The sequence below is a fragment of the Flavobacterium sp. genome, from assembly GCF_046293665.1.
GTDB lineage: Bacteria > Bacteroidota > Bacteroidia > Flavobacteriales > Flavobacteriaceae > Flavobacterium.
Map to the genome: position 1 here is coordinate 773,717 of NZ_JBKBOL010000001.1, position 22,842 is coordinate 796,558.

The 22,842-nt window shown below is 36.4% G+C and carries 20 protein-coding genes and 2 tRNA genes; 15 read left to right on the forward strand and 7 right to left on the reverse strand.

The genetic code is table 11. The features are described 5' to 3' along the window. The first annotated feature begins 58 nt into the window (after nt 1-58). From trxA to ACK4R1_RS03535, 6 genes are all read left to right on the forward strand, one after another. On the forward strand, nt 59-376 hold the full coding sequence (gene trxA / locus ACK4R1_RS03510; protein WP_121312549.1) for a thioredoxin: 318 nt from the start codon (nt 59-61) through the stop codon (nt 374-376). Nucleotides 377-585: 209 nt separating this feature from the next. Beyond that, nucleotides 586-1,512, forward strand: coding sequence for a DUF58 domain-containing protein (locus tag ACK4R1_RS03515; protein WP_409683699.1), 927 nt, complete (start codon nt 586-588; stop codon nt 1,510-1,512). Nucleotides 1,513-1,597: 85 nt separating this feature from the next. Then, a tRNA-Asp gene (locus tag ACK4R1_RS03520) sits at nt 1,598-1,671 on the forward strand. A 312-nt stretch (nt 1,672-1,983) separates the two neighbouring features. After that, a complete protein-coding gene (locus ACK4R1_RS03525; RefSeq protein ID WP_409683702.1) occupies nt 1,984-3,357 on the forward strand; it encodes an alpha/beta hydrolase-fold protein in 1,374 nt (457 codons plus the stop codon). A gap of 46 nt (nt 3,358-3,403) precedes the next feature. Continuing rightward, nucleotides 3,404-6,703, forward strand: coding sequence for a T9SS type A sorting domain-containing protein (locus ACK4R1_RS03530; protein ID WP_409683705.1), 3,300 nt, complete (start codon nt 3,404-3,406; stop codon nt 6,701-6,703). A 118-nt stretch (nt 6,704-6,821) separates the two neighbouring features. After that, a complete protein-coding gene (locus ACK4R1_RS03535) occupies nt 6,822-7,298 on the forward strand; it encodes a hypothetical protein (protein ID WP_409683708.1) in 477 nt (158 codons plus the stop codon). An 82-nt stretch (nt 7,299-7,380) separates the two neighbouring features. On the opposite strand, the gene ACK4R1_RS03540 is transcribed toward ACK4R1_RS03535, so the two are convergent. Together ACK4R1_RS03540 and ACK4R1_RS03545 are read right to left on the reverse strand one after the other, a co-directional pair. Then, nucleotides 7,381-8,514, reverse strand: a complete 1,134-nt coding sequence (locus tag ACK4R1_RS03540) for a glycosyltransferase family 2 protein (protein ID WP_409683711.1) — start codon at nt 8,512-8,514, stop codon at nt 7,381-7,383. Next, on the reverse strand, nt 8,505-9,428 hold the full coding sequence (locus ACK4R1_RS03545; protein ID WP_409683713.1) for a hypothetical protein: 924 nt from the start codon (nt 9,426-9,428) through the stop codon (nt 8,505-8,507). The genes ACK4R1_RS03540 and ACK4R1_RS03545 overlap by 10 nt, the downstream gene beginning before the upstream one ends. Before the next feature lie 57 nt (nt 9,429-9,485). On the opposite strand from ACK4R1_RS03545, the gene ruvC reads away from it, so the two are divergent. The 7 genes from ruvC (at nt 9,486) to ACK4R1_RS03580 (ending at nt 14,075) form a co-directional block, all read left to right on the forward strand. Then, nucleotides 9,486-10,037 (forward strand): crossover junction endodeoxyribonuclease RuvC, encoded by a 552-nt coding sequence (ruvC, locus tag ACK4R1_RS03550; RefSeq protein WP_409683716.1) that lies wholly within the window; start codon nt 9,486-9,488, stop codon nt 10,035-10,037. Nucleotides 10,038-10,131: 94 nt separating this feature from the next. Further along, nucleotides 10,132-11,265, forward strand: a complete 1,134-nt coding sequence (hemW, locus tag ACK4R1_RS03555) for a radical SAM family heme chaperone HemW (RefSeq protein WP_409683719.1) — start codon at nt 10,132-10,134, stop codon at nt 11,263-11,265. A 49-nt stretch (nt 11,266-11,314) separates the two neighbouring features. After that, nucleotides 11,315-11,692 (forward strand): GxxExxY protein, encoded by a 378-nt coding sequence (locus tag ACK4R1_RS03560; RefSeq protein ID WP_409683722.1) that lies wholly within the window; start codon nt 11,315-11,317, stop codon nt 11,690-11,692. 49 nt (nt 11,693-11,741) lie between these two features. Next, the gene (locus tag ACK4R1_RS03565; protein ID WP_409683725.1) at nt 11,742-12,494 is read left to right on the forward strand and encodes a cyclase family protein; all 753 of its coding nucleotides are present in this window, start codon (nt 11,742-11,744) and stop codon (nt 12,492-12,494) included. Between the two features lie 46 nt (nt 12,495-12,540). Beyond that, a complete protein-coding gene (locus ACK4R1_RS03570) occupies nt 12,541-12,912 on the forward strand; it encodes a four helix bundle protein (protein WP_409683728.1) in 372 nt (123 codons plus the stop codon). A gap of 34 nt (nt 12,913-12,946) precedes the next feature. Beyond that, a complete protein-coding gene (locus ACK4R1_RS03575; RefSeq protein ID WP_409683731.1) occupies nt 12,947-13,318 on the forward strand; it encodes an MmcQ/YjbR family DNA-binding protein in 372 nt (123 codons plus the stop codon). A 46-nt stretch (nt 13,319-13,364) separates the two neighbouring features. After that, entirely contained in the window at nt 13,365-14,075 is a 711-nt protein-coding gene (locus ACK4R1_RS03580) for a PH domain-containing protein (RefSeq protein WP_409683734.1), read from the forward strand. Nucleotides 14,076-14,189: 114 nt separating this feature from the next. Here the strand turns inward: ACK4R1_RS03580 and ACK4R1_RS03585 are convergent, their stop codons facing one another. Continuing rightward, nucleotides 14,190-15,290 carry a DUF4407 domain-containing protein gene (locus ACK4R1_RS03585; RefSeq protein WP_409683737.1) on the reverse strand — a complete coding sequence of 367 codons (1,101 nt, stop codon included), beginning with the start codon at nt 15,288-15,290 and terminating at the stop codon, nt 14,190-14,192. Between the two features lie 206 nt (nt 15,291-15,496). Between ACK4R1_RS03585 and ACK4R1_RS03590 the strand changes: the two genes are divergently transcribed. After that, nucleotides 15,497-17,893: a T9SS type A sorting domain-containing protein gene (locus tag ACK4R1_RS03590; protein ID WP_409683740.1), complete on the forward strand. Its 2,397-nt coding sequence runs from the start codon at nt 15,497-15,499 to the stop codon at nt 17,891-17,893. A 1-nt stretch (nt 17,894) separates the two neighbouring features. Here ACK4R1_RS03590 and ACK4R1_RS03595 read toward each other — a convergent pair whose 3' ends face one another. The 4 genes from ACK4R1_RS03595 to ACK4R1_RS03610 form a co-directional block, all read right to left on the reverse strand. Further along, nucleotides 17,895-18,308 carry a hypothetical protein gene (locus ACK4R1_RS03595; RefSeq protein WP_409683743.1) on the reverse strand — a complete coding sequence of 138 codons (414 nt, stop codon included), beginning with the start codon at nt 18,306-18,308 and terminating at the stop codon, nt 17,895-17,897. Further along, nucleotides 18,309-20,366 carry an energy transducer TonB gene (locus ACK4R1_RS03600; RefSeq protein WP_409683746.1) on the reverse strand — a complete coding sequence of 686 codons (2,058 nt, stop codon included), beginning with the start codon at nt 20,364-20,366 and terminating at the stop codon, nt 18,309-18,311. Next, nucleotides 20,363-20,734 (reverse strand): BlaI/MecI/CopY family transcriptional regulator, encoded by a 372-nt coding sequence (locus tag ACK4R1_RS03605; protein ID WP_409683749.1) that lies wholly within the window; start codon nt 20,732-20,734, stop codon nt 20,363-20,365. The genes ACK4R1_RS03600 and ACK4R1_RS03605 overlap by 4 nt, the downstream gene beginning before the upstream one ends. A gap of 289 nt (nt 20,735-21,023) precedes the next feature. Then, entirely contained in the window at nt 21,024-22,412 is a 1,389-nt protein-coding gene (locus ACK4R1_RS03610) for a dipeptidase (protein ID WP_409683752.1), read from the reverse strand. Between the two features lie 107 nt (nt 22,413-22,519). Here ACK4R1_RS03610 and ACK4R1_RS03615 point away from each other — a divergent pair. Beyond that, nucleotides 22,520-22,601: transfer RNA gene (locus ACK4R1_RS03615), tRNA-Leu, on the forward strand. Nucleotides 22,602-22,842 lie beyond the last annotated feature (241 nt).

A 22,842-nucleotide genomic window follows, 5' to 3' on the forward strand; every position in this document is an offset into this window, starting at 1 on the left:
CCAAATAAAATGTCTAATTTTGTGGTCAAATAATTAAAGTAATTTAAAAATATAAAATATGGCTTTAGCAATTACAGATGCTACTTTTGACGAAGTAGTATTAAAATCAGATAAACCGGTAGTAGTAGATTTTTGGGCAGCTTGGTGTGGACCATGTCGTATGGTTGGCCCGGTTATCGACGAAATATCCTCAGAATACGAAGGAAAAGCAGTAGTAGGTAAAGTAGACGTTGATGCAAACCAAGAGTTCGCCGCCAAATATGGCGTTCGTAACATTCCAACAGTGCTGGTTTTCCAAAACGGAGAAGTAGTAGGTCGTCAAGTAGGCGTTGCTCCAAAAAAGACTTATACCGATGCAATCGATGCATTATTATAATATACAATGAAAAAGAAAGTAAGGTCTAACGAGAGTTAGGCCTTTTTTTATCATTAGAAGCAAACGATTGGCTGTTTTAGGAAATGTTGTCCCGCTGTCCGCGCTACGCGGTAGCTCGCTCCCATCGGGGCTAGAGTTCACGTTTTTCAATTTATAGGATAACTTTTTTTAACCTTTTTAGTTCTTTCAATTTTCGCTATATTTGGATTATGAAGATTGAAGAACAAAAAGAGCTCGTTTCCGGATTTAAGCATTTAGAGTTATTGGCCAATCAAGTAGTTGAAGGCTTTATCTCTGGGATGCACAAATCGCCTTTTCACGGATTTTCAGCCGAATTTGCTGAGCATAAAGTCTATAACGCCGGAGAAAGTACTAAACACATCGATTGGAAATTATTCGCCAAAACCGACCGCTTGTACACCAAAAAATTCGAAGAAGAAACCAACCTTCGTTGTCATTTAATCATAGATAATTCCTCGTCAATGCATTATCCGAAGTTGAAAAATGACGAACTTTTTTACCACAATAAGATTGGTTTTTCCGTTTTAGCTTCGGCAGTTTTAATGAATTTGCTAAAAAAACAACGCGATGCTGTTGGCTTAAGCGTTTATTCAGATGTTTATGAATATTACGCACCCGAAAAAGGCAGCGATCGCCACCATCGGATGATTTTAAACAAGTTGGAAAATCTTTTAGAAAACCCCAAAGAGTCTAAAAACACCGATACGGTTACTTTCTTACATCAAATAGCTGAAAAAATTCACCGCCGTTCAATGATCATCTTATTTACGGATATGTTTCAAACCGGGAATAATGAAGCCCTTTTTAATGCGTTACAACATTTGAAACACAACAAACACAAGGTAGTTGTATTTCATGTCATCGATAAAAAAACTGAAATCAACTTCAATTTTGACAATGCTCCGAGAAAATTCATCGATTTAGAAACCGGTGAAACCATTAATATTTTTGCCGATACAGTAAAAGAAGCCTACGAAGAAAAAGTAAATGACTATTTTAAGTCGCTTGCGATGACCTGTGCGCAAAACAAAATTAAGTACGTTCCGGTGGCTGTGGAAGAAAATTTCGAAAAAATTTTAACGACTTACTTAGCTGAAAAACAAATGTTTGGTTAGGAATAAAAAAAAGAGTTGATTTTTTAGTAAAAAAAAGTTGCAGAAATCAAAATCAGTTGTATATTTGCAACCGCAATTAAGCGATGGTTTGGTAGTTCAGTTGGTTAGAATACATGCCTGTCACGCATGGGGTCGCGGGTTCGAGTCCCGTCCAGACCGCTAAAATTGGGAAAGGTTTTCGGAAACGAAAACCTTTTTTGCCCAAAATAGGTTTTTTAAAAATCTGTTTAGGTTCCAATAAAGTATCTAAGATTAGTTGTGTTGTTTCGCTACGACTTTGTAACTCGTAGCAGGTTTAGTAGTTAGACCAATGAAAAGCTTTCCCGATAAATCGGGATGGCTTTTTTGCTTTATAGAGGTTCTTAAATGTTTTAATCGAGAATCACCAAGTAATTCAACTTCATAATCAATTCATAATCAAAATATTTCATAAAACTTTTATTTTATTACATTTGTTATAAATAAAGTTTTATGAAAAGAATTTTACTATTCAGTTTTCTTTTTTTCGAAACACTTAGTTTCGCTCAAGTTACCATAAGAGTAACGGCTGTTCCTGGAAATACGCCAGCAAATGCTTCACTTTATGCCGCCGGCACTTTTAATACTTGGAATCCCGGAAGCGCAGCTCATATTCTTCAACCGGATGGATTGGGGGCTTATTTAATTACTATTCCCGAAGGAACCGGAACGGCTGAATACAAAATCACTCGCGGCAGTTGGCCAACGGTAGAAGGAAATGCTTCAGGCGGTTATTTGCCCAACAGAACTTTTACTTTTACGGGTTCACCGCAAACCATCAATATAACCGTTCAGTCATGGGAAGATATTGCGGGTTCCGGAACCGGAAGTACGGCAGCTGCTAATGTTCAGATTTTGAGTAATGCCTTTACTATGCCGCAATTGAACCGAAACAGAAAAATTTGGTTATACCTTCCACCGGATTATTTTACAACAACCAAGACATATCCGGTTTTGTACATGCAAGACGGGCAAAATTTGTTTGACAACGCAACTTCTTTTTCTGGTGAATGGCAAGTGGACGAAACTTTAAATACACTTCACGCACAAGGGAATTATGGAGCAATAGTCGTTGGGATAGAAAATGGAGGTGCGCTCAGATTGAATGAATATTCTCCATGGAACAACCCAAGTTATGGTGGCGGAGAAGGCGATCAATACATGCAATTTATAGCGGAAACTTTAAAACCTTATGTTGACGCTAATTTCAGAACCAAACCCGAAGCACAATATAATGCTTTAATTGGGAGTTCAATGGGCGCTTTAATCTCAACTTATGGAGCGGTCAAATACCCACAATATTTTTCAAAAGTGGGAAGTTTGAGTCCGGCCTATTGGTTTTCGATGATGAATATGAATAACTATATTTTGACAACTACAAATGCCTTGTCGGGCCTGAGAATTTATTTTGTTTGTGGCCAAAATGAATCGGCTTCCATGGTTACAGATGCCACTACCATTAAAAACAATTTGGTGACCAAAGGCGTTTTATCTTCTAACACCTTGACAAAGTTTGACAGTTACGGAACACACACAGAAGCTTATTGGAGAGGCGAGTTTTCAGCTCTTTATCAATGGCTTTTTCAAGAAGAAACTTTAGACACTTCAGCAATAAGTGAAAGCCAAATCAAAGTGTTCCAAATCAATTCAAATGAATTTTATGTTTCAGGTTTGAATGAAGAAATGACACTTGATGTTTATTCGATTCACGGACAAAAACTGGGCAAACAAAAAATTATCAACGGGAATAATATTGTCGACTTAGAGTTGTCAAAAGGTTTGTATATCTTTATTAATGACAAAATGAATTTTAAATTGATTAAATAATTATATTTATTCTCCAATTAAACCAACCAATAAAAGAACAACAGAAATGAAAAAACTATTACTCATTCTCGCTTTATTTTTTTCAACCTCAATTTTACTAGCTCAAAATTTCAATCAACCCACTCAATTCAACAACGTTTGTGATGATAATAATGATGGTTATGCTTCATTTTGGCTGGGGGAAATTACGTTTGAAATTTTAGGAAATTTGAATCCTGAAGATTATGTGATTACCCACCACGAAACCCAAACAGATGCCGCAACCGGATTTAATGCTTTAACAAGTCCGTACAACAATATTTATTCTTTTACACAAACTGTTTTTGTCAGAGTCGTAACGGTTGCCACGAATGAAGTTACTATTTTGACTTATAATCTGAATGTTAATTCAGCACCATCGGCGCCAACGGTAACCGTTACCAATTGTGCCAGCGTAATTACCAGCTTTCCTTGTTGGGATTTGACCAGTGTTGAAGGACAAATTGTGCAAGGGCAAGTTTCTGTTTTTGTAACTTATTATCAGACTCTTGCAGATGCTCAAACCGGAGTGAATGCTATTGCAAATCCAAGTTGCTATCTTAGTCCGACTATGGCTCCAAACCAACCACCAGTATATTATAGCGCAGGTTTTGCCGGAAACGGATGTTTTTCTATAGGAATGATTGAATTGATTACTATTAACTGTGAAAACACAAACTGTCCCGCACCAACACAGTTAACCGTAAGTAATAGTACACCCACTTCAGCAGTCTTAGGTTGGACAGCTAATGGAACGGAAACTTCATGGAGCATCATGGTTTCAACAAATGGACAAACAACGACACCTATTTTTACCCAAGTAAATCCATTTGTTTTGACCGATTTAGTTTGTGGCTCTACCTATGTTTTTTCAGTAAGCGCCAATTGTGACAATGAAGGAACTAGCGCTAATTCTGAATGGATCGCTTTTACTACCGAACCTTGTGCACCTGAAGCCGGACAACCCATCAACTTAACAGTTTGTAGTGATACATCTCAAGCTTGTTTTGATTTAACCATAAATGATGCTTACATCATTGGCAATTTAAATCCTGCGCAATACACTATCTCTTATCATTTATCACAAGCCAACGCTGATAGTAACACTGGAACTATCTTAAATCCGGTAAACTTTTGTGCCCAAAACGGTCAAGTAATTTATGCCCGATTAGAAAGTAATGGTACTTCTGAGCATCAAATTTTCGGTTTTGCTTTGGTGGTAGAAAGTTTTTCAAACAATGTCCTTTTGCTATCTAACATGCAACAGTGTGATGATAATAATGATGGTATTGTCACCTTCGATTTGACTTCAGTTCAAGCGCAAATCAATTCCACCAATACTTTTGAATATTATCCGAGTTTGGCCAATGCCCAAAATCAAGTGGTGCCATTTACTAATCCATCAGCCCTAAATATTGGAATTCAGAGTCCAATCACCAATGTTTTTGTTAGAGAAATTGTACCCAATGATTGTGATAATATTTACACCTTCCAATTGCAAGCCTATGCCAATTGTAATTTAGCTTCTACTTGTATTGGTGCTAATTCTTTGTGTAATTCCTTAGGTGTTCCTTTTCAAAATACTATAAATGCACCTTCAGGCGGAGCAGCCGGATGTTTAGGCACAACGCCAAATCAAACTTGGTTTTATTTACCAATTAGTAGTGCAGGAACCATTAATTTACAAATAACACAAACCTCAATAAACGGATTTCAATCTGATGTCGATTATATAGTTTACGGACCATTTTCTACACTGTCCAATGCTTGTAGTCAAATAACTCCTAACTATATCGTAAGTTGTAGTTATTCTTCAGCGGCTATTGAATATCCTTTCATTCCAAATGCACAACCGGGACAGTATTATTTAATGATGGTGACCAATTTCAGTAATCAACCGGGTTTAATAACAATTACCGAGCTTGGCAATTCTGTGGGTGCTATTGATTGTTCCGGATTAAAATTGAATGCCTTTTTAGACTCCAACAACAACGGAGCTCAAGACGATGGGGAACAAAACTTTCCTCTAGGACAATTTACATATGAAGTTAATGATAACGGAAACGTTCACAATATTGTTTCTCCAACAGGAATCTATAATATCTATGATACTAACGGTTCAAACTCTTACGATTTGAGTTTCGCAATTGATCCAAATTATACTTCGTCGTACGGAATTACAACTTCCTCCTACAGCAATGTAAACGTGGTTATCGGTGCCGGAATGCAAACCTATAATTTCCCAATCACGGTAACGCAAACCTACAACGATTTGGCAGTAACAATTGTTCCCGTAAATGCACCAAGACCGGGCTTCACTTACATGAACAAAATTGTTTACACCAATAACGGTAATCAAGCCATAGCTACCGGAACTGTAACTTTCAATCATGATGCTTTAGTTGCTATCATTGCAAACTCACAATCGGGAACAACAGCAATTACAAACGGATTCACTTATAATTTCACCAACTTGTTGCCTTTCGAATCAAGAGAAATGACGGTGACTATGCAAGTGCCGACAATTCCAACGGTTACTATTGGGGGTTTATTAACCAATACAGTCTCAATTGTTCCGCTTACCGGAGATGTAGTTCCGGCCAATAATTCGGCTAGCAATACCCAAATCATCATTGGAGCGTATGATCCGAATGACAAAATGGAAGCCCATGGTGAAAGAATCTTGCATTCAACTTTTTCACCAAACGATTTCTTAACTTATACCATTCGTTTTGAAAATACCGGAAACGCAAGCGCTATAAACGTCAGAGTGAACGATGTATTAAATTCGCAATTGAATGTGAATAGCGTAAGAATGATCAGCGCCAGTCATCCTTATATCATGGACAGAGTTGGCAATAACATCAATTGGTATTTTGACAATATACTATTGCCACCATCAGTAGCTGATACAAACATTGGAAAAGGTTATATCACTTTCATGGTTCAACCAATGCCTGGTTATGCCGTAGGCGATATCATTCCGAATACCGCATCGATTTACTTCGATTTCAATCCGGCGATTGTGACCAACACCTTCAATACTGAATTTGTAGCACAATTAGGTGTAGGCGAATTTGAAAATGCAGACTTCGTTTTCTACCCGAATCCGGTTTCAGATATCGTGACCATTACCGTTAAAAACAATGGAACGATAAACAACATTGCCGTTTACGATGTTTTAGGTAAAATGATAATCACTCAAAAACCTTCGAATTCTTTATCAACGCAAACGCTTGATATGTCGTCCGTTTCCAAAGGAATGTATTTGTTAGAAGTAACCACCGATACCAACTTGAAAGTAGTTAAAAAATTAATAGTCGAATAAAATCAGAATTTCAAATAACAAAGCCTTCTTTCGAGAAGGCTTTTCTTTTTTAAGTAAACCCTAGCTTCGTGAATATAATTTCTTATTTTTGAAATTGTTAATCCGATGGAAACCTTACATGAAAAAAGCGCTCGCTTTACTATTACTAACTTTTTGTTTTTCCTGCCAATACTTGGAGAAGAAAGTGCCTTCCGAACAAGAATTGCTCGACAAACAGTTGCAAGAAATCAATTGGAAAGAGGTCGATGAATATCCATCCATAGGCGATTGTGAAAAACTAACCGATTCCAACCAGCGTAAACAATGCTTTTTCGACTTTTTAACCGCCGCCATTGAACAAAAATTAGCCATTGACACTCTGGCAACCCTATTCCCAAAATTAGACACGATAGAAGTCAGGGTAACCGTTATGCCGAATGCAACTTTAGAATTCAATCCCGAATTCCCAAAAGATTCCGTAGCCTACGACACCATAAAAATCGACAGCATTCTCCGAGCTCGTTTAATTGATTTTCCCAAAGTAAATCCGGCACTCAAAAGAGGTATTCCGGTCAAAACTCAGTTTGTGCTTCCGGTCATTATTAAGCAGGAGTAATTTTAGGAGCTTAATCCGGCTGTCCACTATATCTTTTGTCTCGTTTTGAGAACGAAACAAAAGGATGCCGTTCCCATCCGGGCTATTTAGAAAACTGTCTGCCTTTCCAAGAAAAACTTCCAAACAAAGAATAAATGCCAACCAAACTCGAGTAAAAAGGATAAATAATGCTAGTCGATAAAGGTAAAATCCATTTCCCTTTCAATAAGTATTTGTTGGTTTTATAAAGCAACCAGTAATCCACCAAATATTTAGCCGAAAACACACCAAGCAACATACTCCAATCAAATTTTCCGATAACAGACAATACAAAACTGGCAACCAAACTCACATTCATCAATAACACGATAACCGCTAAGAACTTCGCATAACCGCTTTGGTAGCCGGTAGTTTTACTCGCCCAGCGAACGCGTTGCATAAAGAAATCAAACAAATCGTTTTCGGGTTTGGTTTTAACGATGCTTTCAGTGTTTTTTAGGTAGTGAATCTTGTCCAAATGATTTTTGGTCGCTTTTTGCAACAAGAAAACATCATCGCCACTTGCCATTGTATCATTGCTGTTAAAACCATCCAATTCTTTGAAGAGTTTTTTAGTGTAAGCAAAATTGGCACCATTACACATAAACGGTTTCCCAATCCCAAAACTACCAATCGTTGTGCCTTGTAAACTCAACAAATCCAATTGCTGGAATTGGTGAAACCAGTTGTTTTTGGTTTTGTATTTTACAGCACCAACAATCATTTCGGGTTGTTTTTTTTGGATGTAATCGTCTAAAGTCAGCAACCAATTTTGAGGGACAATACAATCGGCATCCGTAGTGATAATCCAATCGTGCTTGATAATCGGAACCGCTCGTCCGATAGCGTCTTTTTTGGGTGAATTCGATAACCGCAAATTCTCCAAAAGTGTGGTGTCTAAAAATTCATGGTCTAATCGCCATTTGATACAAACACGCTCCGAAAGGTCTGTCGAAAAATCATCGACCATCACAATTTCGATTAACTTATATGGGTAATTTAGCTTTGAAAAAGATTCCAATAATTTCGGTAAATTCTTTTCTTCATTGCGAAACGGAACAATAATAGAGAACGCAGTTTTAGGTTCAATACTCGTTCTTTTAAAGGATTTTACTTTGTCATAGCCCAAAATCAATTGGACAATCAGTACGACATACACCAATAAAATCAGGCAAATAACTATTGTAATTAATTCCATTTCGGTTTAAATTTTAAAACAAAATAACTTCCGATAACTACCGGCAAAACGACATTCAAAAACCACATCAGCGTCGAAATAAAAATGACGATCCATTCGTTAACACCCAATTTTCCGAAGAAAAAAATCGCGACACTTCCTTTTACGGCAAAGTCCAAAAACTGAAAACTCGGCAATGAAGAAGCCAAAAAATAAACCGCCGCAATCGAAGCCATCATCGTTAGATAAGGTAAATCTACATCAAATGCCAGAAATAAAAAATAATATTGGTGCGAAAAAACCAAGTAGCGACAAACAGCCAAGACTATATTTTTGCGGTGAATGGTTTTCGGAATTTCATTGATTTTAGCAAAAATTTTTTCAATCGAATAGCCTTTAATTTTTATCGACTTTGACAAAAAAGAAACGCCTAAAAACACAATGACAATTCCGATAATGCCTAAAACATAGAACGTATAACCCAAAACGTACAACCCAATCGTTCCGAAAACAATCGACAAGATCATTTGAATGCCGTTGCAAATCAAGTTCAGAAAAATAATTTTTTTTGTTTTCTTTTTGTCGAAATACAAAGCTTTACCGGCGTATTCACCCAAATTATTCGGTGTAAAAATGCCAGCGGTTAAAGCACCAAGCACTTGCTTAGTCGATTCGCCAACAGAAATCGGTTTGATAAAAGAAACCAAGTTTTGCCATTTCAGGATTTCTAAATACCGATTAGCAACACTAAAAGAAAATAGGAATAGCATACTCAAAACCGACATTTTATGCAGTACTAAATTTTGGAATTTGTTCCACTCTAATTTGGAATTTTCCGCTAATTGATCATAGATAAAATAAAAAGCAGCAGTTACAATCAAAAGTTTGATTAGAAAAACGACGAATTGCTTAGCTTTGTGAGGAATTGTTATCATTAGTACAAAGAAAGTAAAACTTTGAACTTGAAACTTGAAACCTGAAACAAAAATCTTTTGACAAACGAACGCATCATATTAGGCATTGACCCGGGAACCACCATTATGGGTTTTGGATTGATCAAAGTAGTCAACAAAAAAATGGAATTCATTCAGTTGAACGAACTCATTTTGAGTAAATATGATGACCATTATACCAAGTTGAAAGTCATTTTCGAACGCACCATCGAACTCATCGAAACCCATCATCCTGATGAAATTGCGATAGAAGCACCATTTTTCGGAAAGAATGTACAGTCGATGTTGAAACTCGGAAGAGCACAAGGCGTGGCGATGGCGGCCGGTTTATCGCGTCAAATTCCTATCACCGAATACGAACCTAAAAAAATTAAAATGGCCATCACCGGAAACGGAAATGCCAGCAAAGAACAAGTGGCCAAAATGCTCCAACAACTTTTAGGGTTAAAAGGATTGCCCAAAAATCTCGATTCAACCGATGGATTAGCGGCAGCGGTTTGTCATTTTTTCAATTCAGGAAAAGTAACCGGAAGTAAAAGTTATACCGGTTGGGATGCTTTTGTGAAACAAAACGAAGACAGAATTAAATAATTTGAAAATTTGAAGATGTGTCAATTTGAAAATATGGTTTTGAATTGGTGTTATTCATTTTCAAATTTTCAAATTAAAAAATTTTCAAATTAAAATGAGCGGCATCTACATCCATATTCCTTTCTGCAAACAAGCCTGTCATTACTGTGACTTTCATTTTTCGACTTCCTTAAAGAAAAAAGACGATATGGTTTTGGCTTTGGCCAAAGAAATCGCTTTGCGAAAAGACGAATTTAAAGATGAGGTTATAGAAACCATTTACTTTGGTGGTGGAACACCTTCAATACTGCAGACAGCAGATTTAAGATTTTTGATTGAGGAAGTATTTCGAAATTACAACGTAATCAGCAATCCCGAAATCACAGTTGAAGCCAATCCCGATGATTTGACCGAAGAGCGAATTGTCGAATTGTCCAATAACCGAATCAACCGTTTGTCTATCGGCATCCAATCTTTTTTTGAAGACGATTTAAAACTGATGAATCGTGCACACAATGTGGCTGAAGCACAAAAATGCCTGGAAATCGCCACCAAGTATTTCGACAACATTACCATCGATTTGATTTATGGCATGCCCAATATGAGCAACGAAAAATGGCTGCAGAACATCGAAACGGCTTTGTCTTATAACATTCCGCATATTTCCAGTTATGCGCTCACAGTCGAGCCAAAAACCGCTTTGCACAAGTTTATAAAGCAAGGTGTCATTCCGCAACTCGATGACGACTTAGCGCAAGAGCATTTCAATCTTTTAGTCGACAAACTCGAAGAAAACGGTTTCATTCATTATGAATTGTCCAATTTTGGAAAAGAAAACTATTTTTCTAAAAACAATTCGAGTTATTGGTTGGGCAAAAAATATATCGGAATCGGTCCGTCAGCACACAGTTATGATGGTGAAAAACGAGGCTGGAATGTGTCCAATAATTCCGTTTATCTAAAATCATTAGCCGAAAATATCCTTCCGACAGAAACCGAAACCTTAACCAAAACCGATCGGTATAACGAATACATCATGACCGGTTTGCGCACCATTTGGGGTGTTTCTTTGGACAGAATCGAAAACGAATTCGGCGCCAAATATTTAGATTATTTAAACCAACAATCCGCCAAATACATTGAAGACCATTTGCTTTTTATAGACGACAATGTTTTGCGCACCACCAAAAGCGGGAAGTTTTTGAGCGACGGAATTGCGTCCGACTTATTTTTGCTAAATTTGGAATGATTTAACCGAAAAGAGCGCAAAGAATTACGCAAAAAGCGCAAAGAAGATTATGACAGAAAATGAATTGTCTAAAGTTGTTTTTGATTGTGCTCTGAAAGTTCATCAAACATTAGGCCCAGGGCTTTTAGAGAGCGCTTATGAAGAGTGTTTGTTTTATGAATTAAAGAAAATAGGTTTAGATGTACAGAAACAGAAAGCCCTTCCACTTGTTTATGAAGAAGTAAAACTTGATGTTGGTTACAGAATCGATATAATTGTAGAAAACAAATTGATTGTAGAAATTAAATCTGTTGAAGCATTGAATGATGTTCATTTTGCACAATTGTTGACCTATTTGAAATTGACAAATTGTAAACTTGGATTACTAATCAATTTCAATGTAACATTAATAAAAAACGGAATAAAAAGAATTGTAAATAATCTTTAATCCCTTGCGAACGTCGCGTAATTCTTTGCGCTCTTTGCGGTTAAATAACATGAAAGCAACAATAAATAATTTCCATATCAACTTATCAATACCCATTGATATTTCCTTGCCATTATCCAATACTGATGCTAATCCGATTGCTTGGTATATTGAAAAGCCTGAAATCAAACCCGTGAAATTCGGCGATTGGGTTGGAAAAGTATCCGAAGGCAGTTCGACCAATTTCAATAATATTTTCTTCAATCCGCACGGACACGGAACGCATACCGAATGTCTTGGCCATATCACCAAGGAATTTTACAGCATCAACCAATGTTTGAAACAGTTTTTTTTCACGGCCGAATTGATTTCGATTGAACCCGAAAGGATAGTCGATGATTTAATTATCACTAAATTTCAAATAGCTTCCGCATTGGCCGGTAAAACACCGGAAGCCATTGTCATTCGGACTTTACCCAACGAAACCGACAAAAAACATAAAAATTATTCGCATAACAATCCGCCATATCTTTCTGAAGATGCTGCAATTTTCATTCGCGAAAGCGGCATCCAACATTTGTTGATTGATTTGCCAAGTGTAGATAGGGAAGAAGATGAAGGCAAATTATTAGCACACAAAGCTTTTTGGAACGTAAAAAATGTCAATAATCTCAATGCTGATGCACGTTTACATTGCACGATTACCGAAATGATTTATGTAGAAGATGAGGTTAAGGACGGAAGTTACATACTCAATCTTCAAATCGCTTCGTTTGAAAATGACGCTTCTCCTTCTAAACCGATTTTGTACAGTTTGGAGTAAGGAGATTGTAGTTTGGAGTTATTAGTTAGGGATTTAAAATATTACTATGGATTATAGAGATTTATTGGCTTATAAGAAATCATTTGAATTAGCTATGAAGATATTTGAAGTTTCAAAACATTTTCCAAAAGAAGAAAAGTATTCTTTAACAGATCAATTAAGGAGAAGTTCACGAAGCGTTACGGTCACCATTGCAGAATCTTATAGAAAAAGAATTTATCCAAAAAACTTCTTTAGTAAACTCACTGATGCAGAAGCTGAAAATTCTGAAACACAAGTCTGGTTAGATTTTTCATTAGCTTGTGGTTATTTACAAGAATTTGAATATCAAGAACTAACTACTTCAAATAATGAAGTAGGTAAACTGATTTATTATATGATGAACAATCCTGATAAATTCGGTTCAAGCAAAATCTAACTCCAAACTCATTACTCCAAACTCCCAACTAAACATGAACATCCAACAACTCTACGAATTCTGTCTTTCCAAAAAAGGCGTCACCGAACACTTTCCGTTTGATGAAGATACTTTGGTGTTTAAAGTCGGCGGTAAAATGTTTTGCCTAACATCGCTTAAAGAATGGGAAAAAAATACGCCTTCACTCAATTTAAAATGCGATCCGGAACGCGCCGAAGAATTACGCGCCGAATACGATGCCATTAATCCGGGTTATCACATGAGCAAAATACATTGGAATACGGTTGATTTTAATAGTGATGTTTCGGATAAAATGATGTGCGAATTGATTAATCATTCCTATGAATTGGTTTTCAAAAGTTTGACTAAAAAAAGTCAAAACGAAATCCTTGAAAATGAGAATTAGGCATTACTTTTGCTAAAAATTTTGCGTCAATTTAAAATACCAAACCATGTTAGATAATTTAAAAAAGATATTAAACGAAGACCAAGATCCAAAAGCGATTGAGAAAATCACCGCTAAGTTGGATAATTTATTGATGTCAAATGAAGAAGTAGGTTACATTGCGGTGCAAAAGAAACCGGCAGTAAATATGTTTCCCGATAGTATTGTGGTAACCAATAAAAGAATTATTCTTTGCAAACCTAAAAACTTAGGCTTATCAATGGAATTCATCGATTATGATTGGGATGATATTGGGGCGAGTTTTGTAAAAGAAGGCATTTTAGGGGCCGATTTTACGTTTTCTACCAAATCAGATTTAACGCATACGGTAGATTATTTACCCAAAAATCAAGCGCGAAAACTATACACTTTTGCTAAAGAGCAATTGGACTTGTTAAAACATCCCAAAGTGGAAAGTCCGGTTCAGGAACAACCAAAAGCCGATGCGGTCATTGAAGAACCACAAGTCATAGCAGAAGCAGAAGTTGTTGAAGAGGTAATTACGGAAGAAGTGACCAATTATGCTGAAATTATTCCGGTAGAACATTCAGGTTATCGTGACGAAAAACAATTTCCGGATGATCGTTCCGGTTTGGCCGAATTATCGCAAGACGAATTGTTCGAAAAATTACAGAACTACAAAAAACTGTTAGACAACGGATTGATTTTACAAGGCGAATATGATGCATTGAAGAAAGAAATTCTAAGTCATATGTAATGTAAGGCAATAGCGATAAGGCACCCGAGGCGAAGCCGAATTGAGCGAAGCTAAAAGGCAATAGTTAAGTAATTATTTAACTATTGCCTTTTTACTTTTGCCTAATGCCTAATGCTACATCGACTTCTTCTGCTTATCCACAAAGCCATCTGCTTGTAGTTTAAGCAATTCAATGGCGCCTTTTTTCTTGTAGTTGTATAATTCTTTGTCTTCTCTGATATCAGCATAAACCTTATCGTAAATCTCCGCGTCGGTTTTCTTTTGTAATTCGCTTTGGTAACGATTTTGTGAAATTACATTTTTGATGCCCATTTCTTGGTCTTCTTGTTTCAAATCGTATTCGCCTTTGGGTGATAATAATTTGGCGAAAATAGGAGAAGTTTCTATCGCTAAAAATAACAGCATAATGAAGAACGAAGGCAACCAAGGTAACTTTCCTAAAGCGTTAATTCGCGCCATCAAACCATCAAAACTGTCAATGATAGGTTGAGATTCTGAAACTTTTTTGTCTAAATCCGCTTGTAGTGTTTTGCTTCGAACCTCTTTTTCGGCAATGATAGTCGCGCTTGATTTTTTTAGGGAATCTAATTGTTTCGTAGCCAAATCATGAGCGGCGCGTTTCTCCTTGTAAATTGGTCCTTTCCCCATTTTTTTGGTTCCGGCTGAACCTTCGGCTTCGGTGATATAAGAATCGTATAAGGTCGAAACTTCTTTTTCTTTTTTGGCAATCGATGATTTTAAGCTCTCCATTTCGGCTTTGTTTTTATCGACATCGCCTTTGAAATAATTGGTTACCTGATTTTTATTGGCGATGGCCATTTCATTTTTTTCTTTTAATAAAACGGTATTGATTTCTTTTTCAAAAATTTTGATTTCCAAAGGTTTCGAAATCACGATGGCGATTATAATGGCCAACAAGATTCGAGGTGAAGCTTGAATAAATTCATCCAAAAAACGATCTCTTTTTTTGATAGTAGAAACGATGAATCTATCGAGATTGAAGATTAAAAATCCCCAAATCAATCCGAAGAAAATTGCAGTATAAATGTTATCGAAAACCGTAAAAAGGGCATAACTACCGGCTATAAAAGCCATAACTGCGGTAAAAAATACAGTGGCGCCAATGCCTGCATATTTGTTTTGTTCGCCATTGGAACAAGAGTTCACAATGTCACTATCGACACCGGAACAAAGGAGAAAGAAACGTTTTAACATGATGATTGATTTTACTCCGAAACGGGTTCGGAAGATTTTGATGATTGATGATTATACAAATATAACGCCAAAAGGTTTAGTTTATTGTAAGGCGTTGATAATTAGTTTAATTATTACTTAAGAACAATTTGATGGTGAAGTAAAAATTTTGTTTTATATCAATAAATTAAAATAAAAGATTACTTTTAAATAGTAATTAATTGGTTATGAAATATTTCTACTTATTCTTTGGTTTACTCATCTGTGGCTTTGTTAACGGACAAATCATTAATTTTCCTGATGCTAATTTTAAAGCCAAATTGATGCAACCGTACGTGGCTGTTACCAATGATATGGATCAAATTTTTCTTGATGCTAATAGTGACGGCGAGCTCGAAGTGAGTGAAGTAGCCAATGTGTGGCAACTGGATGTGTCTAATGCCAATATATCGGATTTAACAGGAATAGAGCATTTCACCGCCTTAAAATATTTCAATTGTAATAATAACTTACTAACTACTCTCGTTATTGCGTCACCGACAGCTTTATCATCCTTACAGGCCAATCATAATGCCTTAACTTCCGTCAGTATTAATTGGGATTCCTTTATAGAAGGCGGTATGGATTTGAGTTATAATCACCTTACTTCATTTGCGATTCAGCCGGGCACATATTTCGAAACCGTTAATTTAAGTCACAATCAACTTACGAGTTTGGTCATTGATAATGCTAATTTTGAGTATTTCAGTGTTAGTCATAATAATTTAACGACCATTCAAGTTAATGGAACTGCTTATGCATATTTTAGTGCCGATTTTAGGAACAATCAATTTTCACTTTTAGATCTTTCTCTTTTTAGTTTTAACAATGAGTGTGATGTTTTTTTAGGGAATAATACTGTCGATAGCGTTTTGTTTTCAGAAGGTTTTGTGCAGCCCGGAAATATTCATTATAACTCTAACAATACTTTTTTTGATTTAGGAAATTTTAGGATGACTACTTCTTGTGATCCGGAGGATCAAGGACATCTTAATATATCTAATAGTCCAAATTTGGAATATGTTATTTTGAAAAACGGGTTTAATCATACGGAAGTGACTTGTAACGAAGGAGGAACTATTTTTCAAAATCCAGCATTAAGTTTGAGTATTTGGAGTTGCCCTAATTTATCCTTTATCTGTGTGGACGAAGGTGAAAGGGCTAATATTCAGTCAAGAATCAACCAATTGGGGTTGCAAAATCAGGTTCAGGTCAATTCTTATTGCACATTTACCCCAGGAGGCAATTATTATACGGTAAGCGGAGTAACAAAATTTGATGTTAATGCCAATGGATGTGATATCAATGATTTCCCAATTCCTTTTCAAGAGTTTACCATTGCCAATGGTAGTGAAACAAGCACTATAATTTCGGATGCATCCGGAAATTATACAATTAATGTTGGCCAGGGAACACACACCATAACACCAGTTATTGAGAATGTTTCCGGTTTTACCATTTCGCCAGCCAATGTTAGTGTCAATTTCCCAACCCAAAGCAGTCCGCTTAATCAAAATTTTTGTTTGTCAGCAGGCGTACCAATACATGATTTTGATATTACCTTAATTCCGCTTAGTCCGGCGGTTCCTGGATTTGATTCAAATTATAAAATAGTATACAAGAATACCGGAAACACTATTGACAGCGGAACGATACTGCTTAATTTTCCTGATACAACTCTAGATTTTGTTTCCGCATCAATCAGTCCTGCAACCAATTCAGGCGGAACTTTAAGTTGGTCATTTTCGAATTTAATGCCCTTTGAAACCAGAACGATAAACCTAACCTTTAATCTTAACAGTCCGATGGAAATACCTCCGTTAAATGGAGATGATGTGTTGAATTATACAACGTTTATAAGCGAAACCGATGCGGCAATGCCATCTGTTAATACTCATTCATTGAATCAGATTGTCGTGAATTCTTTTGACCCAAATGACAAAATTTGTTTGGAAGGAGAATCGTTGGGTAATGATTTTATTGGAAATTATGTTTCTTATAGGATCAGATTTGAAAACACAGGAACATTTCCGGCGCAAAACATAGTAGTTAAAGATGTTATTGATGTAACCAAATTTGATATTTCATCTTTGGCGCCAATCACCGGAAGCCATAATTTTTACACAAGAATCATTGGCAATACAGTCGAATTTGTTTTTGAAAACATCAATCTGCCTTTTGATGATGCCACGAATGATGGCTATGTAGTTTTCAAAATAAAACTGTTGCCAAACGTAATTCAAGGCGTGACGTTTAGCAATCAAGCGAGTATATTCTTTGATTATAACTTCCCGATTGTTACCAATACTGCAAGCTCTGTAATTGCCGTTTTGGGTCAAAATGATTTTGAGGCAGTTGATTTATTTACCATTCATCCGGTTCCGACCAAAAATGTTTTGCACATTGAGTCAATCGATACTACAGAAATCATCGCAATTGAAATTTATAACCACTTAGGTCAAATTGTTCAAAGAGAAATTGGAAACAAACAAATCATTGATGTTTCAAAACTGGTAAAGGGAAGTTATTATTTGAAAATCAAAACAAATGATTCCATTTATTCGAAACAGTTTTTAAAAGAATAATTTACATTGCTTGTTCCGAAATTAATTCGCCTTTTTCGTATTTTTTGATGCCAATAACATTACCGTTTTTATCAAAAAAAGTCCATTCTCCAATGATGTACCAATGTGTTCCGTCTTGTTCTTCTACCATCATTGATTGACCGGTTGAAGTAATCCTGCCTTTGTGGTCGAAAGTTTTGATGTGACAAATACCATCGATGTATTTCTCCGTTTTAACCAATTTACGGTTTTCGTAATGTTTCCAAGTTTTGATTTCTATACTCTTTTTGTATCTTCCTTTAGACTTGTAGAGAATGCCATTTACGGTGTCTTTGTAAACCCATTTGCCAACGCGGTCATGGTTTATTGTTTTATTGATTTTGCAACTGCTAAACAATACCATCAGCATCAAAAAGGATAGAAACTTCCAATTCATTTACTCAGATTTTATTGAAATCGGTAAGCTGTACATGGTTCTTACGGGATTTCCATCGACTTTACCGGGTTTCCATTTTGGGGATTCTTTTAAAACCCTTTCTGCTTCTTCTCCGGTGCCGTAACCCATGTCTCTAAGGATTTTTATGTTGGATAAACTGCCGTCTTTTTCCACAATGAAACTGGCAAAAACTCTTCCTTTCAATTTGTTTTTGGTTACTTCTTCCGGAATTTTGTAGTTGGCGCCGATGTATTTATAGAAAGCTTCTAACCCCAATTCAAACTCCGGTTTTTCGGTTAGATCGGATAAATTATAAACATCAGTTTCTTGCTTCTTGGGAACTTCGGTGATGGTGTTAACTTTTGTTTCTGTTCTTATACCATAAATGTCAATTCTGTTTCCTGTGGGATCAAAATATTTGATTTCTCCTTTTTCATTTGTTACATAGAAACAAGTTTGGTTGTTTATTTTGATATAGCCGTCTTTGAATTTGTTTTTTCCGGTTGCATCAAATGACCCTTTTTCGTTAAAGTATTTCTCGCCAACTTTTTCATAGACTTCGCCATTGATAGTCACTTTTTCTAATGGTTTTTTGGGTAAATCCGCTTTCTTTTTAACCGTGTCTTTTAGGTATAAATTATACACTTCTTTGTTTTTGGAATGCCAAACAATGGTATCCGATTTTCCTTTGTTTAGGATTTCATCCACTTTATTTTTTTTGTAGTCAGAGATGACCATTTTTAAAGTGTCATTGCTGAAATGCAAATGGCTATTTTTTAAGTTTTCTTCAAAATATTTTTTGGTATACAAAGTATATTGATATTCTTGTGGGAAACGTTTTGATCTCGCATTTTTATGTACAAAACTATAAGTGTAATGCGAAAAATCGGTTCGTTTGTATTTTTGAATTTCTTCTTTACTGCTTATTTTTCCATTGATCCAAACTGCCATATTTTTGGTTTTCATTTTCTCAAACAATGGTTCGGGAATTTCTTTTTCAACAAGCATGTCCGGAACCCAACTCAAATAGCTTCTTTTTTGGTCAAGCGTGAGTTCTTCATACATTTTGTCAATCGTTGTGCCGTTTCTTAAGTCTTTCAAAATGACTCTTACATTTGAATAGTAACGGTCTCTGATTTTATCTTCACTGCTAATACTTTTTTCTGTTTTATTTGTTTTAGTTACTACCTTTTCCTGTGCTACAATTTCAATACAGAAAAAGTAAATTAAACCGGCAAGAATTGGCGTAATGGCTATTTTCTTCAAAAAGGCTATGCTTTTCGAGGTGTTTTTGGTCATCATAATTAATCGTTTTTTGGTTACTAAATAATTCAAATTACTGGCCAAGTAAATCGTTGGGTTGCCGTTTCCTTTTTGCAATAGCAGACTTTGGTAAAACGGAACATCATTATAGGATTCGACTACTTTTTCATCAGCAAGAAATTCGTGGTTGAGTTGGATGGCTTTTTTGTAGCAATAAAACAAGGGATTGAACCAAAAAACGGTTTTCAAAAACTCAATAAATAAGATGTCTAAGGTGTGTTTTTGGGTTACGTGAACTAATTCGTGTGTGTATAATTCGTCTTCAATGTTTCTTTGGTTGTAGTCGTCAAAATTGATGAAAATATAATTCAAGAACGTATGCGGGAGTGTTTCTTCATCGATTAAAACTAACTTAGCATTTTTGTGTCTTACAATTGGATTGGTGCTCGATTTTGAAATTAATTTCCAAATATTTTTTCCGAAACGAATGCTTAATAAAAGTGTTATCACTCCGTACAAACTCCATACAATAATGGGCGTGTAATCAATAGTCTCAATGACCGGAATGATTTCATTCGACATTGGAATAGGCAAATAAGTTGGTTCCATGATTGCGGCCACCGGAATTTCTTTGATGATTTCAAAAGTTAAAAACGGAATTGCAAGCGAAATCACTATCGAAAACAACAAGTAAAACCGATTGAACCGGTGCATTTTTTCGTTTTCTAAAACCAAATGATAGAAGCTAAGAAAAATCACTAAACTGATGGTTGATTGGATTAGGAAGTCGGTCATTTTTTCTTTTTTTGAAGTTCAACATCGATGATTTTCTTTAAGTCTTCCAGTTCTTTTTCGGATAAATTAGTCGAAGTCGTAAAGAACGAAGCAAATTGCGAAGCCGAATCGTTAAAGAAGTTTTTAATCAATCCGTTCACGTGTTTGGAGAAATAATCCGATTTTTTGACTAACGGATAATATTGTCGTGAGTTTCCGAATTCATTATAGGCGACAAAATTTTTGTCGATCATTCTTTTCAAAAGTGTGGCTACTGTTGTCGTTGCCGGTTTTGGTTCGGGAAAGGCTTCGAGTAAATCTTTCATGAAAGCTTTTTCTAGTTTCCACAAATGTTCCATTACTTGTTCTTCTGAATTGGTCAACTGCATTGTTCTACGTTTTTTAGCATTAACTCTACAAATGTAGAATAATAATTCAATTCTACAACTGTAGAAGTGAAATTTAACATTTAGGTCTAATTTAGAGCGATTTGCGTTAAGGATTGAAATGAAAATCCTTTTTCTTGAAGAGAAAAAGATTGTAATGGAAAGCCTGACCTTGTTGCTTTGTAGATTTCTTTTAAAGTAGAATGTTGTGCAACAAGGTAACGCCCAACAAATAAAAAATCCGTTCACTCAATTGAATAAACGGATTAATAATCTGCGAATCTGCGGTTAACTATTTAGAAAGTTCCACAAAATACTTATAAAACAACGGGATCGTTTCAATGCCTTTCAAGTAATTAAACACACCGAAATGCTCGTTAGGCGAGTGAATGGCATCACTGTCTAAACCAAATCCCATCAAGATAGTTTTTGATTTCAACTCTTTCTCAAACAAAGCCACAATCGGAATACTACCGCCGGAACGCACCGGAATGGCTTGAACACCGAAAGTTTCTGTGTAAGCTTTGTTCGCTGCTTTGTAACCAATGCTGTCGATTGGCGTTACATAACCTTGTCCGCCGTGATGAGGTGTTACTTTTACCTTTACCGCTTTTGGCGCAATGCTTTCGAAGTGGTTTTTGAACAATTCGGTGATTTCTTCCCAATCTTGGTTCGGTACCAAACGCATTGAAATTTTAGCGTAAGCTTTACTGGCGATAACTGTTTTAGCACCTTCGCCGGTGTATCCGCCCCAAATGCCGTTTACGTCTAAAGTTGGGCGAATGGAGTTTCTTTCATTGGTAACATAACCCGTTTCGCCATAAATATCGGCAATGTCTAAGGCGTTTTTGTATTTGTCTAAAGAGAAAGGTGCTTTGGCCATTTCAGCTCTTTCGGCAGCGGAAAGTTCTTCTACTTTGTCATAGAAACCAGGAATGGTAATATGATTATTTTCGTCATGCAATGAAGCAATCATTTTAGTCAAGACGTTAATCGGATTGGCTACTGCGCCGCCATATAATCCTGAGTGCAAGTCACGATTTGGTCCGGTAACTTCTACTTCTACATAACTTAACCCACGCAAACCTGTTGTGATTGATGGTTGTTGGTTAGAGATCATTCCGGTGTCGGAAATTAAAATCACGTCGCAGCTTAGTTTTTCTTGGTTTTGTTCAACAAACCAGCCTAAACTCTTGGAACCGACTTCTTCTTCGCCTTCAATCATGAATTTCACGTTGCATGGAAGCGAATTACTTTGAATCATGTATTCAAAAGCTTTCACGTGCATGTACATCTGACCTTTGTCATCACAAGCACCACGGGCGAAAATGGCGCCTTCAGGATGGATTTCGGTGGTTTTGATTACCGGTTCGAATGGTGGTGATGTCCATAATTCCATTGGATCCGGCGGTTGCACGTCATAATGTCCGTATACTAAAACCGTTGGTAAATTTTTGTCGATGATATGTTCTCCGAAAACAATAGGATAACCCGGTGTTTCGCAAATTTCTACAAAGTTACAACCGGCTTTTTCCAAGCTGGCTTTTACGGCATCGGCAGTGTTGATGACATCTTGGGCATAAGCACTATCGGCACTTACGGAAGGGATTTTCAGGAGTTCAATTAACTCATTTATAAAACGTTCTTTGTTTTGTTGAACGTAATTTTTGATGTTGTCCATGGGTTTACATTTGTTGTGCTTCAAAAGTACAAAATTGGCCTTAATTTTTTTTAATAATTTTCCTTTGAAAGTTTGAAGTTATGATTATATTTGCACTCACGAATTTTGCGGGTATGGCGAAATTGGTAGACGTGCCAGACTTAGGATCTGGTGCCGCAAGGCGTGTAGGTTCGAGTCCTATTACCCGCACAGAAAGTCCGAAATGAAAGTTTCGGACTTTTTTTTTGTGGGATAGGACGAGAAGTTTATCCCGACTCATCGGGAAGTCCTATTACCCGCACAGAAAGTCCGAAATGAAAGTTTCGGACTTTTTTTTTTGTGGGATAGGACGAGAAGTTTATCCCGACTCATCGGGAAGTCCTATTACCCGCACAGAAAGTCCGAAATGAAAGTTTCGGACTTTTTTTTTTGTGGGATAGGACGAGAAGTT

What these genes read in the sequence shown, in the direction of transcription:
- trxA (WP_121312549.1), top strand. Translation starts at nt 59, where the DNA reads ATGGCTTTAGCAATTACAGATGCTACTTTTGACGAAGTAGTATTAAAA.
- ACK4R1_RS03515 (WP_409683699.1), top strand. Translation starts at nt 586, where the DNA reads ATGAAGATTGAAGAACAAAAAGAGCTCGTTTCCGGATTTAAGCATTTA.
- ACK4R1_RS03525 (WP_409683702.1), top strand. Translation starts at nt 1,984, where the DNA reads ATGAAAAGAATTTTACTATTCAGTTTTCTTTTTTTCGAAACACTTAGT.
- ACK4R1_RS03530 (WP_409683705.1), top strand. Translation starts at nt 3,404, where the DNA reads ATGAAAAAACTATTACTCATTCTCGCTTTATTTTTTTCAACCTCAATT.
- ACK4R1_RS03535 (WP_409683708.1), top strand. Translation starts at nt 6,822, where the DNA reads ATGAAAAAAGCGCTCGCTTTACTATTACTAACTTTTTGTTTTTCCTGC.
- ACK4R1_RS03540 (WP_409683711.1), bottom strand. Translation starts at nt 8,514, where the DNA reads ATGGAATTAATTACAATAGTTATTTGCCTGATTTTATTGGTGTATGTC.
- ACK4R1_RS03545 (WP_409683713.1), bottom strand. Translation starts at nt 9,428, where the DNA reads ATGATAACAATTCCTCACAAAGCTAAGCAATTCGTCGTTTTTCTAATC.
- hemW (WP_409683719.1), top strand. Translation starts at nt 10,132, where the DNA reads ATGAGCGGCATCTACATCCATATTCCTTTCTGCAAACAAGCCTGTCAT.
- ACK4R1_RS03560 (WP_409683722.1), top strand. Translation starts at nt 11,315, where the DNA reads ATGACAGAAAATGAATTGTCTAAAGTTGTTTTTGATTGTGCTCTGAAA.
- ACK4R1_RS03565 (WP_409683725.1), top strand. Translation starts at nt 11,742, where the DNA reads ATGAAAGCAACAATAAATAATTTCCATATCAACTTATCAATACCCATT.
- ACK4R1_RS03570 (WP_409683728.1), top strand. Translation starts at nt 12,541, where the DNA reads ATGGATTATAGAGATTTATTGGCTTATAAGAAATCATTTGAATTAGCT.
- ACK4R1_RS03575 (WP_409683731.1), top strand. Translation starts at nt 12,947, where the DNA reads ATGAACATCCAACAACTCTACGAATTCTGTCTTTCCAAAAAAGGCGTC.
- ACK4R1_RS03580 (WP_409683734.1), top strand. Translation starts at nt 13,365, where the DNA reads ATGTTAGATAATTTAAAAAAGATATTAAACGAAGACCAAGATCCAAAA.
- ACK4R1_RS03585 (WP_409683737.1), bottom strand. Translation starts at nt 15,290, where the DNA reads ATGTTAAAACGTTTCTTTCTCCTTTGTTCCGGTGTCGATAGTGACATT.
- ACK4R1_RS03590 (WP_409683740.1), top strand. Translation starts at nt 15,497, where the DNA reads ATGAAATATTTCTACTTATTCTTTGGTTTACTCATCTGTGGCTTTGTT.
- ACK4R1_RS03595 (WP_409683743.1), bottom strand. Translation starts at nt 18,308, where the DNA reads ATGAATTGGAAGTTTCTATCCTTTTTGATGCTGATGGTATTGTTTAGC.
- ACK4R1_RS03600 (WP_409683746.1), bottom strand. Translation starts at nt 20,366, where the DNA reads ATGACCGACTTCCTAATCCAATCAACCATCAGTTTAGTGATTTTTCTT.
- ACK4R1_RS03605 (WP_409683749.1), bottom strand. Translation starts at nt 20,734, where the DNA reads ATGCAGTTGACCAATTCAGAAGAACAAGTAATGGAACATTTGTGGAAA.
- ACK4R1_RS03610 (WP_409683752.1), bottom strand. Translation starts at nt 22,412, where the DNA reads ATGGACAACATCAAAAATTACGTTCAACAAAACAAAGAACGTTTTATA.